This is a genomic window from Rosenbergiella australiborealis, from assembly GCF_018494035.1.
GTDB lineage: Bacteria > Pseudomonadota > Gammaproteobacteria > Enterobacterales > Enterobacteriaceae > Rosenbergiella > Rosenbergiella australiborealis.
Genome location: NZ_JABBFO010000016.1, coordinates 21,889 through 35,094, shown reverse-complemented (window position 1 = coordinate 35,094; position 13,206 = coordinate 21,889). Strand labels below are relative to the sequence as shown.

14 protein-coding genes are annotated in these 13,206 nt (G+C 47.5%); 3 read left to right on the top strand and 11 right to left on the bottom strand.

Going from position 1 to position 13,206, the window contains the following annotated elements; translation table 11 throughout:
• Nucleotides 1–20: 20 nt before the first annotated feature.
• The 9 genes from HGT73_RS13450 to rppH all read right to left on the bottom strand — a co-directional run bounded on the left by HGT73_RS13450 (nt 21) and on the right by rppH (nt 6,839).
• Nucleotides 21–329, bottom strand: a complete 309-nt coding sequence (locus HGT73_RS13450) for a prepilin-type N-terminal cleavage/methylation domain-containing protein (RefSeq protein WP_214215775.1) — start codon at nt 327–329, stop codon at nt 21–23.
• A complete protein-coding gene (locus tag HGT73_RS13445) occupies nt 307–753 on the bottom strand; it encodes a DUF2509 family protein (protein WP_214215774.1) in 447 nt (148 codons plus the stop codon). Before HGT73_RS13445 ends, HGT73_RS13450 begins: the two co-directional genes overlap by 23 nt.
• Entirely contained in the window at nt 753–1,304 is a 552-nt protein-coding gene (locus HGT73_RS13440; RefSeq protein WP_214215773.1) for a prepilin peptidase-dependent protein, read from the bottom strand. Before HGT73_RS13440 ends, HGT73_RS13445 begins: the two co-directional genes overlap by 1 nt.
• On the bottom strand, nt 1,301–1,777 hold the full coding sequence (locus tag HGT73_RS13435; RefSeq protein ID WP_214215772.1) for a prepilin-type N-terminal cleavage/methylation domain-containing protein: 477 nt from the start codon (nt 1,775–1,777) through the stop codon (nt 1,301–1,303). Before HGT73_RS13435 ends, HGT73_RS13440 begins: the two co-directional genes overlap by 4 nt.
• 18 nt (nt 1,778–1,795) lie before the next feature.
• Nucleotides 1,796–1,966: a hypothetical protein gene (locus HGT73_RS13430; protein ID WP_214215771.1), complete on the bottom strand. Its 171-nt coding sequence runs from the start codon at nt 1,964–1,966 to the stop codon at nt 1,796–1,798.
• 293 nt (nt 1,967–2,259) lie between these two features.
• Entirely contained in the window at nt 2,260–3,054 is a 795-nt protein-coding gene (gene thyA / locus HGT73_RS13425; RefSeq protein WP_214215770.1) for a thymidylate synthase, read from the bottom strand.
• 1 nt (nt 3,055) lies between these two features.
• Nucleotides 3,056–3,931: a prolipoprotein diacylglyceryl transferase gene (lgt, locus tag HGT73_RS13420; RefSeq protein ID WP_214215769.1), complete on the bottom strand. Its 876-nt coding sequence runs from the start codon at nt 3,929–3,931 to the stop codon at nt 3,056–3,058.
• 121 nt (nt 3,932–4,052) lie between these two features.
• Entirely contained in the window at nt 4,053–6,308 is a 2,256-nt protein-coding gene (gene ptsP / locus HGT73_RS13415; RefSeq protein ID WP_214215768.1) for a phosphoenolpyruvate--protein phosphotransferase, read from the bottom strand.
• Between the two features lie 3 nt (nt 6,309–6,311).
• On the bottom strand, nt 6,312–6,839 hold the full coding sequence (gene rppH / locus HGT73_RS13410) for an RNA pyrophosphohydrolase (protein ID WP_214215767.1): 528 nt from the start codon (nt 6,837–6,839) through the stop codon (nt 6,312–6,314).
• Nucleotides 6,840–7,517: 678 nt separating this feature from the next.
• Between rppH and mutH the strand changes: the two genes are divergently transcribed.
• From mutH to HGT73_RS13395, 3 genes are all read left to right on the top strand, one after another.
• The gene (gene mutH, locus HGT73_RS13405; RefSeq protein ID WP_214215766.1) at nt 7,518–8,207 is read left to right on the top strand and encodes a DNA mismatch repair endonuclease MutH; all 690 of its coding nucleotides are present in this window, start codon (nt 7,518–7,520) and stop codon (nt 8,205–8,207) included.
• Between the two features lie 300 nt (nt 8,208–8,507).
• Nucleotides 8,508–8,726, top strand: coding sequence for a YgdI/YgdR family lipoprotein (locus HGT73_RS13400; protein WP_407073169.1), 219 nt, complete (start codon nt 8,508–8,510; stop codon nt 8,724–8,726).
• Nucleotides 8,727–8,739: 13 nt separating this feature from the next.
• Nucleotides 8,740–9,780: an NADP(H)-dependent aldo-keto reductase gene (locus tag HGT73_RS13395; RefSeq protein ID WP_214215764.1), complete on the top strand. Its 1,041-nt coding sequence runs from the start codon at nt 8,740–8,742 to the stop codon at nt 9,778–9,780.
• Nucleotides 9,781–9,791: 11 nt separating this feature from the next.
• On the opposite strand, the gene lplT is transcribed toward HGT73_RS13395, so the two are convergent.
• Complete coding sequence (gene lplT / locus HGT73_RS13390; protein ID WP_214215763.1) at nt 9,792–10,985, bottom strand: lysophospholipid transporter LplT; 1,194 nt, start codon at nt 10,983–10,985, stop codon at nt 9,792–9,794.
• Between the two features lie 2 nt (nt 10,986–10,987).
• On the bottom strand, nt 10,988–13,150 hold the full coding sequence (gene aas, locus HGT73_RS13385; protein WP_214215762.1) for a bifunctional acyl-ACP--phospholipid O-acyltransferase/long-chain-fatty-acid--ACP ligase: 2,163 nt from the start codon (nt 13,148–13,150) through the stop codon (nt 10,988–10,990).
• Between the last annotated feature and the right edge of the window lie 56 nt (nt 13,151–13,206).

Here is a 13,206-nt window from a genome sequence, read left to right as displayed (position 1 = left end):
CGACCGACAGCGGTTAATTGCTAAGGACAGTGTAAACGTTCAAGTCGTAATGGCGAGTGATCTGCCACTCGCCATTCCACCTTCTGCCAAAAGCATCCATTATCAGCGGCAATCGTGTACTCATAAAGAGCCGGTGCCGCGATTTCAGCCCCCTCAAGCCGCTGTGCCAGCTGACGCCACGCTTCGCGACGTTGCCATTGTTGCTGCTCACTCAATTGAAGCGCTTCGCTATACTGAAATATCAGTAGAGTGCTGACTGATAACAGCGTTAAGGCAACGACTACCTCAAGTAAGCTAAAGCCCCTTTCACCGCTCCAGACACTGTTCAACCGACAAGGGACAGTCGTCGATCCACCCTCGTCGATGACGTTGACTGCGTGATGGCGATGTCTTAGGAAAGATAACCCGCTGCCATAGTAACCACTCACTTTTTTCTGAACTACCACGTAACCAACCCTCCGTCGGTGTCGCACGCCATAAACAGACAGAGAAAGAAGAAGAGGGAGAGGCTGGGCATTGCCAACCGAGGTGCATTGACCACTCGTAGCTACCTCCCCATGCCAATGCTGACTGAGCTTGATAAAAGGCGGTGAGATACTTTTTTTCATCATTAACCTGTTGTGTGCCGTAATGAATCGAAGAACTCTTTAGGCGCAGTAAACTGCTAGCAAGCGTCATCACCATCAATACACAGAGTAGCGTCGTATTTCCCTGCTGGGTAAAGCGTTCAAAAGAGGAGAGAGGCCGCCACATTAATCGTTCTCTCGGTTAACAAAATGGGTTTGGTTAAGTGTGTACTTACCTGCTCGTCCAGTTAAGTGGATCACGATATGCTTTGTCTTGGCCTCTATATGTAGCGCAAGGATTTCGACTTGTGAAGGCTGGGTGAGCCGTGACCATTGACCGGTAGAGCACTGGGTGACGCCGCGCGCGGACTCTAGCGCCACACCACGATGTCGGTAACCAAAATAGTCACTGTATTGATGTGTAGGTTCATTCCAACGCCCCTTAGCATTATCGTCCCAACGAGTGAGTAAACACTTACCATTCTCTTTGATTTCAAGGCTTAATCCTTGGCAACCGTCACCATAACAAAATCCCGCCCGCCGGATCGCTTTTTCGAGTAAAAGTATCAACCGATGGACCTCCTGTCGCAGTAATTGACGTTGCTCTAAGGCACGCAGCTGCACGGATAACTGCGGTAATAGCCGCGCGGCGCTGAGTAACACTATCGCCCCGATACTCAGGGCAATCACCATTTCAATCATACTAAAGCCCGCTTGCGCAGAATACGCTCGCCTCATCCACACTCCTCCTCTTGTCGCTGACAGTAACGAATACGCCCTTGTGCCGAGACAATAATCCGCCATTGTACGAGCTGATTTCCCACCTCAATACTCCCTGGCCAAGCTGTCCCCCGTTTACCATAAAAAGAGGGTTCCCCCTGTATCGCGATAATCCTGACGTTGGGGGAAAGCGGTTTCCATACCCAACGCTGCACGAAGCCTGTACGCGACTCGCTCTTTGCCACGAGATAAGTCACCTCCCCTTGGGTCTCGGCGGCTAGCGCAATAGTGGTATGATACCAAGTCGCTTGCTGACGTAGCCGATTCAGAAAGTAAGCTAAGTCACTGGCATTGGCCTTCACCTGCTGACGCTGCTGCCACTGAGACAAAGCGCGACTCCCTACCCCAGCAAGCAGACTGATAATCAGCATAACAATCAGTATTTCGATCAGGGTAAACCCAGAATAAGACGAGCGAGAAGTAGGTGGCATAAATCGAGGTTATACCGGCTAACCGTGGTAAACATTAGCCAGATCAATAACACTCGCAACGACTTCCAACTTTTGGGTGAGCGTTCCATCGCTATCAGTAATGTTGGAAGCACGGCCATACTTAGTAGCAATAAAATAATAGGCTTGCCCCAGAAGGGTGTCATGATTGATTAGCTGTTTCAGTGACAACGGATAGATGACTCGTCGCGGCCTGCTCGGCGATGGACTAGGGGATTGATACTCTCACTTAATCAGTGAAATTTTATTACTGTTACCCTCGAACCAAGGCGTAATTAATAAATGAGGCAGGGCTAATGCAGTAAGGGCTGTAAACAATGAATGGATATTATTATGGTCAGTCGATAAGAGAATAATCACCACTAGCAATAACTAGATGTTTCGGCTTCTCTTTGAGTCACTGGCATAAAAAAAGCCGTAATGATTGCTATCATGACGGCTTGTTTCAAAATTAAACGGCTACGTTAAATGGCTACCGGTGCTTTAATGGCAGGATGTGGGTCGTAACCTTCAATCTCAAAATCATCAAAACGGTAATCAAAGAGAGAATCGGGTTTACGCTTGATCACTAAAGTCGGCAGCGGACGTGGTTCGCGAGTTAACTGCAAATTAGCCTGTTCTAAATGGTTGGAATAAAGGTGAGTATCGCCACCTGTCCAAACAAAATCGCCGACTTCAAGGTCGCACTGTTGCGCTACCATATGCACCAGTAATGCATAGCTGGCAATATTAAAAGGCAGACCTAAGAATACATCACATGAACGTTGGTAAAGCTGGCAACTCAGCTTGCCATTAACCACATAAAACTGGAAAAATGCGTGGCAAGGGGCTAATGCCATCTTATCCAACTCGCCAACGTTCCACGCCGACACGATAATGCGGCGCGAATCAGGATCCTGCTTAATTTGGCGGATAACTTCACTAATTTGGTCAATATAGCGACCGTCAGCGGTAGGCCAACTACGCCATTGCTGACCATACACTGGCCCTAAATTACCTTGCTCATCTGCCCACTCATCCCAAATAGTGACGTTATTTTCTTTAAGATAAGCAATGTTAGTCTCCCCTTTCAAGAACCAGAGCAGCTCATGAATAATTGAGCGTAAGTGACATTTTTTGGTCGTGACGAGGGGAAAACCCTGTTGCAGATCGAAGCGCATTTGGTGACCGAAAATTGACAAGGTTCCCGTCCCGGTACGGTCATCTTTGACCGCGCCTTCTGATAAAACTTTCTGCATCAGTTGTAGATATTGATTCATTTTACTTCACTCGTTGCGGGGTCGGCTGGCGTTTATAAGCCCAAATCATCATTATCAGTCCAGCGACAATCATTGGAATAGACAGAATCTGTCCCATGCTGATCACTCCGCCAAATAGGCCTAATTGCGCATCAGGCTGACGGAAAAACTCGACGATAATCCGGAAAGCGCCATAGCCTATCAGAAATAGACCTGAAACACTGCCCATAGGTCGAGATTTACGGATAAACAGATTAAGGATAATAAACAGCAAGACCCCTTCTAATGCCAACTCATAGAGCTGCGAAGGATGACGTGGCAACACGCCATAGGTATCGAGTAGTGACTGCCATTGTGGGTGAGTAGGAATTAAAGCTAAGTCTTCATCACGTGAACCGGGAAATAGCATCGCCCAAGGACAGTTCGGATCGACACGCCCCCATAACTCACCATTAATAAAGTTGCCTAAACGCCCAGCACCTAAGCCGAAAGGAATTAAGGGGGCAATAAAATCAGAAACTTGGAAGAAATTGCGTTTGGTTTTCCGTGCAAAAACCAGCATCACGACTATCACCCCAATCAGGCCACCGTGAAACGACATGCCGCCGTCCCACACCTTGAATAGATAAAGGGGATTTTCTAAAAATAGCGGTAAGTTATAAAATAAAACATAGCCAATGCGCCCACCTAAAAATACGCCGAGAAATCCCGCATAAAGTAAGTTTTCCACTTCGGTTTTTGTCCAGCCGCTGCCTGGTTGGTTCGCCCGACGGGTCGCTAGCCACATGGCAAAAATAAAGCCAACCAAATACATTAAACCATACCAGTGAAGGGAGATCGGGCCGATAGAGAAAATTACCGGATCAAATTGTGGGAATTTAAGATAGCTCGCAGTCATCTTGCACCATAAATTGTTAAATCAAACATTCGCACCGCGTGATTGGTGGCGTCGAAAAATAAGTTGTGTGAAATCATAGCACAAGCCCGCAACATTGCGGGCGAGTAAATGTAGCGGAGTATTAACGACCGCCGCGGATTAATCCACCCAGCCCACGTCTTTCCATAAAGACTGAGATTTGGTAGCGCACTTCGCTGGTCGTGCTCGATTGAAGAACTTGAGCGGCTAGCTGTTCTGTTTCATTACACTCTAGATGGCGCAGCAGGTATTTAACCCGTGGAATATTCTTACCGTTCATACTTAAGTGACGGTAGCCCATTCCGACCAAGAGTGGAATACAGGTCGGGTCTCCCGCCATTTCGCCACAAAGGCATACCGGTAAATCGACACGTTTCGCTAAGGTCATAATACGATACAGTGCTTGTAACACTGCGGGGTGTAGCGCGCTATAGAGGTTTGCCACTCGCGTATTGTTACGGTCTACTGCCAACAAATATTGCGTTAAATCGTTTGTGCCTACCGACACAAAATCCACCTTTCGCGCCAATTGCGGGATCAAGAAAACCATTGATGGCACTTCCAGCATAATCCCCACTTGCGGTCTAGGGATCTCATACCCCAATAGCTCTTCAACTTCATGAATAGCGCGATCGATGAGGTGACGAGCGTCATCAATTTCATCAATACTGGTGATCATCGGCAGTAAAATACGTAAATTACCGGACGCGGCATTCGCACGTAACATGGCTCGAACCTGAACTAAGAAGATCTCCGGTTGATCTAAGGTCAGGCGGATCCCTCGCCAACCGAGCGCGGGATTTTCCTCACTGATCGGCATATAAGGCAGTTGTTTATCTGCCCCAATATCCAAGGTTCGTAACGTCACAGGCTTATTATGAAAGAGTTGTAGCATGCCCTGATACTGCGCGACTTGTTCCTCTTCAGACGGAAAGCCACTTTGCAGCATAAAAGGCACTTCCGTGCGGTATAAACCAATCCCTTCAACCCATTTATCGTGATCGATTTCAAGCTCAGCACTGAGCCCCGCATTGAGCATGATCGAAATATGCTCGCCACTTTTTAATGCACCGGGTAACTCGGCGGCGGTTTCTGCGGTTTTACTCAGCGCATGTTCTTCTTTAAGAAGACGCTGGTACTCTTTGATCAGAATCGGCTCAGGTTCGACGAGAACTTCACCGCGATAGCCATCAACAATCAGCTGTCGTTTGTTCAACTGCTCAGGACGAATATCCAGCCCCATCACCGTGGGAATTCCCATAGCGCGGGTAAGAATAGCCGCATGGGAGTTGGCGGCACCATCGCGAACGATAATGCCGGCTAAACGATCTTGTGGGATTTCAGCCAAAGAGGTAGCGGTCAGCTCATCGGCCACTAAGACGAAATGCTCCGGCCAGCTATTGCTTCCTTGTAGTGAGTCATCGAGGTGGAACAATAAGCGTTGACCGACTTCACGTAAATCATTAGCCCGATCACGCAAGTAGTTATCTTTAAGCTCGGCAAATTGGGCAGCGAATTTTTCAATAACGACCTTAACGGCCCATTCCGCGACAATGCCCTGCTCTATCTCCGCAATCAGACTTTTTTTCAGCCGTGGCTCGCTTAACAGGTGGGAATAGAGATTAAAAATCTCTGCGCTCTCTTTTTGTGCGCTGCCTGAAAAACGTTTGCTGTAACGTCGAAACTCTTCTCCCGCTTCAGACATTGCCACTAACAGACGCTCTTGTTCCTGTTCAATATCCAGTACTGAAGCGCGAGTCACCTGCTCCAGTAACGGTTGCACCTGATCGACCCAGCCGGGGGCAATCGCCACCCCTGGAGAAGCGGCAATCCCTTGTATACGGCTTTGGCGATAAAGACCAAATAGTTGGCGGAGTTGTGAGGGAGAGAGCAACGTCGCGACTTGTGTCGCCAGCGTCACCAAAAATGACTCTTCACTCTCATCATACTGTCGTGTGTCACGCTGCTGTACCACTAACACACCCAGTACGGTGCGACGCGAGACAATCGGGGCACCCAAAAATGCACGATAATGTTCTTCATTAACCGAAGGAATAAATTTGAAACTCGGGTGCGAGGGGGCATCAGCCAAGTTGATGGGTTCGGCCAAGCGGCCAACCAACCCCACAATCCCTTCATCTAAGGCCAGCGTCACCTTTTCACCGCGTGGTTTTTTAAGACCACGCGTTGCCATCAGGTAATAGCAACCGCGCTCATGATCTGCCAAATAGAGGGAACAAACCTCTGTTTCCATCGTATCGCAGATCTCGTTAACGAGGATATCGAGTGCGTCGTTAAGTCGCGGCGCACTCGCCACTTTTTCAACAATATCTCGTAACTGTTTGAGCTTCAGTGCCATTGATCATCCTCTTTTTCGCCGTCCCGTATAATTTGAACGCTGCCCACCCCCGTCGGGTTGAGCCATCAACGATGTTGCAAATTCCTTCATTACCCGTCGGTAGACATCTCGTTTAAAAGAGACGACTTGACGAACCGGATACCAAAAACTGACCCAACGCCAACCATCAAATTCAGGGGTGCTACTCCGTTGGACATTGACGGCTGCATCTTGGCATTGAAGTTGTAAAAGAAACCACTTCTGCTTTTGGCCAATACAGACTGGCCGTGTATCCCATCGCACCAAACGTTTCGGTAATTTGTAGCGTAACCAATTACGCGTCGAAGCCAAAATACGCACATCTTTTCGATGCAAACCGACTTCTTCAAATAATTCACGGTACATCGCCTGCTCTGCGGTCTCACCAGCATTGATTCCACCTTGTGGAAATTGCCAAGAGTGCTGACCAAATCGTCGAGCCCAAAGCACCTGCCCTTGACGATTACAAATTACGATACCCACGTTAGGGCGGTAGCCATCATCGTCGATCACTAGACTACCTCGATATTCTTTTTAGATAACCCAATTGTTTCATACTCCACACGGGCGGTAAACCATTGCCTGCAGGGGAATTGTATCGGCTTAAATGGGATAAGTCCGGGGTAAAAGTAAAGTTATAAACAAATAACCCCTGAGTTAGCCGATCTTATTCACCTTTTCTGTGGATAGCTTTGTGAAAAAGATGGGATTCGCATGAATAATCGTGTCGAAAACCCGCGGTACCCCTCGCAACAGTAAAATATAAAACCTTTAAATTACATAAAGTTATGGGTTTTATAAACACCCTTTTCTCCGATTTCTCAACGGCTAATCAGTCAACACTTAACAAGGTGGTTAAAAAACACTCTATTTTATAATTATCCACAGAACACGTTTGAATGTTACGCATAAGTCGTAAAAAAACTAATCAAAAACCCCTGTCAAGACAATAATTAGAAATAGCACAGGGGAACTTATTAAGTTATCCAATTTTTCTGTGGATAACTAGGGTAACAAACCTGTTTATGACTACTTTAAAAGTGGGATAACCTTCAGCGGCCAAGCGCGTTATCCTCCGTTTTAGAGTAAAAAAGCATGATTTTTCATGCTATTATTTTCTTCCCCTTGGCGCATCGCCTCGGATCATTCAGGGATAAGTTTCACTGGTTATTTTTTATACAGGGGTTAATAATGCCGCTCCCACTACTGACTCCACCTCAATCAGAAACTGAGCTCTTCACGCGAGCCCAGCATCTGGCCGGGAAAACCTTCGCAGAATTGGCGAGTGAGCGACACATTGCGCTACCTGCCTCGTTGCAACGTAATAAAGGCTGGGTAGGAAATTTAATTGAATTGTCCTTGGGTGCGCAAGCCGGCAGCAAAGCCGAGCAAGACTTCGCCCATCTTGGCATTGAACTTAAAACTATCCCTATCAATGCCCAAGGCGTCCCGCTGGAAACCACCTTTGTCTGCGTCGTGCCGCTCACCGGCAATATCGGCGTAACATGGCAAGAAAGTCATGTACGCCAAAAACTGGCCAAGGTGTTATGGATACCCATCGAGGGAGAACGGCAAATTCCGCTCGGCGAGCGTCGAGTTGGCAACCCGCTACTCTGGGAACCCTCTGCACAAGAAGAGCAACAACTTCATGCTGATTGGGAGGAATTAATGGAGATGATTGCGCTGGGTCATGTTGAAGAAATAACCGCCCGTCATGGCGAATATTTACAGATTCGTCCAAAAGCTGCGAATAATCGAGCATTAACGGAAGCTATCGGTAAATCGGGAAATAAAATTTTAACGCTGCCTCGCGGTTTCTATTTAAAGAAGCGCTTTACTGCACCGTTACTGGCTCAACACTTTGCATTAAAAAATGAATAATTCCGTGAGCGCTTGATAAAAAGAATATTCCGTTTTAGCTTAACAACGAAGCAAGAGAAAAAGTTCCTGTCTGGCGAAATGAAACCAAATAGTACATACTTTTTTACGTTTTTATTGACTGACTTATCTTCCGTAAAGTTGAATTTTTAATATTATTTTTCAATCGATTAACCAGCTTCCGTATCGAAACTGGTCATAAACGGTTATTCCGTAGTGAAAAAGAATCCAGATGATTCCCGTTTATGTTAATCATTATCATCGTTTTACTGTTGCGCTAACGAAAAAGAGGATATGAGAGAGATGAGTAGAGTTTTTCCATTAATAGTCGGCGTAACCTGTAGCCTGTTACTCTGCAGTTGTTCTAGCGATTATGTTATGGCGACCAAAGAAGGCAAAATGCTGGTCACTGAAGGAAAACCGGTGATCGATAAAGATACCGGATTAATTAAATATACGGATCAGCAAGGCCATACCGCGCAAATTAATAGTGATGACATCTCGAGTATTATTAAAAAATAATAAGGATTACAGCATGAACTATCACCGTATTCCCCATAGTAATCTAGAAATTAGCCAATTAGGCTTAGGTACCATGACTTTCGGTGAGCAAAATAGCGAGGCGGACGCCCACCAACAACTCGATTATGCACGCGAGCGGGGAATTACGCTGATTGATACCGCAGAAATGTATCCGGTCCCCCCGCGCCCAGAAACCCAAGGGTTGACTGAAAGCTATATCGGTAGCTGGTTAAAAAAAAGCGGGCAGCGTGACAAAATTGTGCTGGCGAGCAAAATTGCCGGCCCAGTTAGAGGAAATGATGCCTCAATACGCCCTCAACAAGCCTTAGACCGTAAGAATATTCGCATCGCCCTCGAAGCCAGCCTAAAACGTCTCAATACCGATTATCTCGACCTGTATCAACTTCACTGGCCCCAACGCCCCACTAACTGTTTTGGTCGATTAGGCTATCAATACAGTGAAGAAAATGTCCCGGTGACACTTCTCGATACTCTAGAAGCCTTGTCCGAACATGTTAGGGCAGGAAAGATTCGCTATATTGGTGTCTCCAATGAAACCCCTTGGGGTGTAATGCGTTATCTCCACCTTGCGGAAAAGCACGATCTGCCGCGTATTGTCTCGATTCAAAACCCCTACAGTTTGGTCAATCGTAGTTTTGAAATTGGTTTAGCGGAAGTGAGTCAGTTTGAAGGAGTGGAGTTACTCGCCTACTCTTCGTTAGCGTTTGGTACGCTAAGTGGCAAATACCTTCAAGGCAAGCGCCCAGAAAAAGCACGTAACACGCTATTTAGTCGTTTTACGCGTTATAACGGTGAATACACCGAACAAGCCATCGCGCAGTATGTGGAATTAGCACAAGCCCATCAACTGGATCCCGCACAGATGGCACTGGCCTATGTCCGCCAGCAACCCTTTGTTGCTAGTACGTTATTGGGTGCGACGACGCTGGAACAGTTACAACAGAATATTGATAGTTTTGAGCTGACATTGAGTGAAGAGGTGTTAGCGGGGATTGAGGCGATCCATCGCCGTTTTCCGAATCCTGCGCCCTAATACTTAGCGGCTTACACTTTACGTTGTAATTGCCATATCCATAAACAGGTGATAGCTAAGGCAAATAAAATGCCGAAGGCTACGCCTGTTATAACTGCCGATGCACCTAACCAAATCGCAGCACTATAGAGCACCAGCATGGACAGCATCATCCCATTTTCTGCTAAGTTCTGTACGGCAATTGCGCTACCTGTCCCGACCGTTTTCTGCCCGCGTTCTTGTAATAAAGCATTAAGCGGCACAACAAAGAACCCCCCGCATACGCCAACCAAAACCAGTAGCCCATAAGCAGGTAGAAGATGGGTTTCTAACGCAAAGACGGTGACCAATAGGCCGACGGCGATCCCCGCCGGTAAGGCTCTTCCTGCATGCTGTATAGAAACCCATTTCGCGGCAATAAACGCCCCGACAACAATCCCCAGCGCGACCATTGCATTGAGGGTCGTCGGCGTCGTGTTATCTTGAATACCGAGAGCGATCGGCACCCAAATCACTAATAAAAAGCGTAGCGTCACGCCCGCGCCCCAGAACATACTGGTACCGATCAGTGAAAAACGACACTGTTTATCTTGCCAAAGGGTCTGTGAGGCATGGATAAAGTGCTGTAAAAGTTGCTTAGGATGATTATTGGCATGTGGACGTGCCGCCGCCAATTTAGGGATCATCACGTTCGCCATTACCGCCAACGCATAGATAATCGCACACACTAGCAATGCGGTGGAGACATGCCAATCGGCGAGAACCCCTCCACTGACTGATCCTAGGAGAATGGCCGCGATGGTAGAACCTTCCATCAAGCCATTCCCCTTGACCAGCTGCTCAAGCGGCAATAACTCACCTAAAATACCGTATTTAGCGGGGGAATACGCCGCCGCACCGATACCGACCAAGCTATAACCAAGGAAAGGGCTAATATTGACCCCTATGGCAATTACACCAATCAGCTTAATACCGTTGGCAACCATCATCACCCGCCCTTTTGAGAAACGATCGGCGATATGCCCGACAAAAGGTGCTAAGAGAATATAGGCAAGTACGAACACCATCTGCAAAATGGGTTGGCTCCACTCCGGATAAGCCGCATTTTTTAATAGTGCCAAGGTGGCAAATAATAATGCATTATCCGCAAATGCAGAGAAAAACTGCGCTAACAATACCGGGCGTAACCCTGGTACGTGAAGCGGTGAATCTATCGCTAATTTCATGATTACCCACTGTAAGAATCTTTACGTAGAGGCTCTGCTGCCATTGCTTTTAACGTCACATAATCGGGTTTACCACTGCCCAATACTGGCAAAATCGCAAGGTAGCGAATATCTCTCGGCACGAGCAGTTCGCCACTTCCGCGCTTTCTCGCCTCATTAAGCAATTGCTCGCGCGTCAACTGTGGGTCCGTCGTAAACAACACCAGAGCTTCACCTTTTTGCGAATCCTGCTTAACGGAGGCTGCATGACTTTTTTCCGGTGAAAGTGTGATGGCTAATGATTCAACAGACTCTAGCGACACCATTTCTCCAGCAAGTTTTGCAAAACGTTTGACCCGTCCTTGGATACGACAGAAACCGTCTTCATCAAAATCGACAATATCCCCAGTGTCGTACCAGCCAGCATCAGGCTGGCCTTCGCCATTGTCCGCCGCGGGCGGTTCTAACTCACCGGGTTTTTCAACCCGTAAGTAGCCCTTCATAATATTGGGGCCACTCACTTGCAAACGCCCGCCCTGTTCGATACCCGGCACGGCGATTAACCGGAAATCCATTGCCGGTAATAGACGACCGACGGTATTAATCTTAGCGGCCAAGGGGAGATTAATCGATAAGACTGGGGCGCATTCTGTTGCGCCATAACCTTCTAAAATACGAATACCAAACTTTTCGGCATAGAGTAGTCTGACTTTCTCTTGTAACTTTTCGGCTCCTGCCACGACATAACGTAACCGGGCAAAATCATAGCCGTCCGCAAAACGCGCATAGTAGTTTAAGAAGGTAGAGGTGCCGAACAGTACCGTACAATCTTGGTCGTAAACCAGCTCTGGGATAATGCGATAATGCAGGGGACTTGGGTAGAGAAAGGCTTTCGCACCGGTCGACAGCGGTAGCAGTAACCCGACTGTCAGGCCAAAAGCATGAAATAATGGCATCGCCGAAAGAAAACAGTCACGCGGCAAAAAGTCAGCCACCGTGCGAATTTGTTCAACATTAGCCAGTAAACTTTTATGGCTATGCACCACACCTTTTGGCAAACCTTCAGATCCCGACGTAAAAAGAATGACCGCGGCATCTTCCGGCTGTTGTGCCAGCTGCGCGGTTTTCGGGAAAAAGAGATGTTTTGCTACCCACCATTTGTCCTGGCGCGTGATCGTCTCTTTTAACTCTTCAAGATACAACCAGCGAATCTGCGGGGCGCTTTCAACCAGATCGTAAAGTTTACCTTTTGCTAAGAACTGATGAGACGTGATGATGGTCGTAATTTGCGCCGCGGTAATGGCTGCATCTAACCCCTTTCTTCCCGCAGAGTAATTAAGCATAGCGGGAACACGGCCTCGCGCTGTCGCGGCCAGTAAGGTGGCGACACTGACAACACTATTCGGTAACAGCAACCCAATATTTTGCCCCGGTTGGGTATGTTTTTCGAGAATGGTGGCAACACCTAATACTTTTTTTAACAGTTGACGATAGCTATTCACTGAAAAATTAATATCGTCAACACACCCATGTGACCACCCGTAACGCTGAGCGGCATGAATAAAGGCTTCATACAAGGTCTCGCGCGGACGAACGGCCATTCGTGCCTCTTGCATAATATGGCTTAGATGTTCTCCCGCGAGCAAACGTCGCTGACGCGCTTTGGCCGCATGCGGCATCGGAATATGGGTTGCCGGTAAGATAAAAAGGCGAATTTTAGGGAAAAGACGTCGTTTAGCCGGTAAACGACTAAATAGGGTATATTCAGCCCCTTCAATACGCACCGGGATGATCGTTGCCGCTGTTTTCGCCGCGATAAACCCAGCCCCGCTGTAGATCTTCATTAAAGAGCCAGTTACCGTAATGCGCCCTTCTGGAAAAATAACGACGGGGCGACCAGCATTAACTTCTTTAATTAGCCGCTTCATGGTCATCGGCTTGGCAGGATCTAACGCCACCACCTCCGCCCAACGCTTGACCAAACGTAACGACCAATGATGGGCATAAGTGGCGGTAACGGCAAATACAGGTTTGACCGGTAAAAATAGCGCGAGAAGGATACCATCGATAAACGAAACGTGGTTTGGCGTAATAATCACTTTTTGGGAGGAAAAGCTGGAAGTCTCTCCTTGCACGTCAACTCGCCATAGAACTTGGCACACCCAGCGCAGAAATTTCAGTAACATGTTTTCCCTGTTAAAATCAAAGGTATCAAAGCTCGATACCCTTGATTAAACACGTT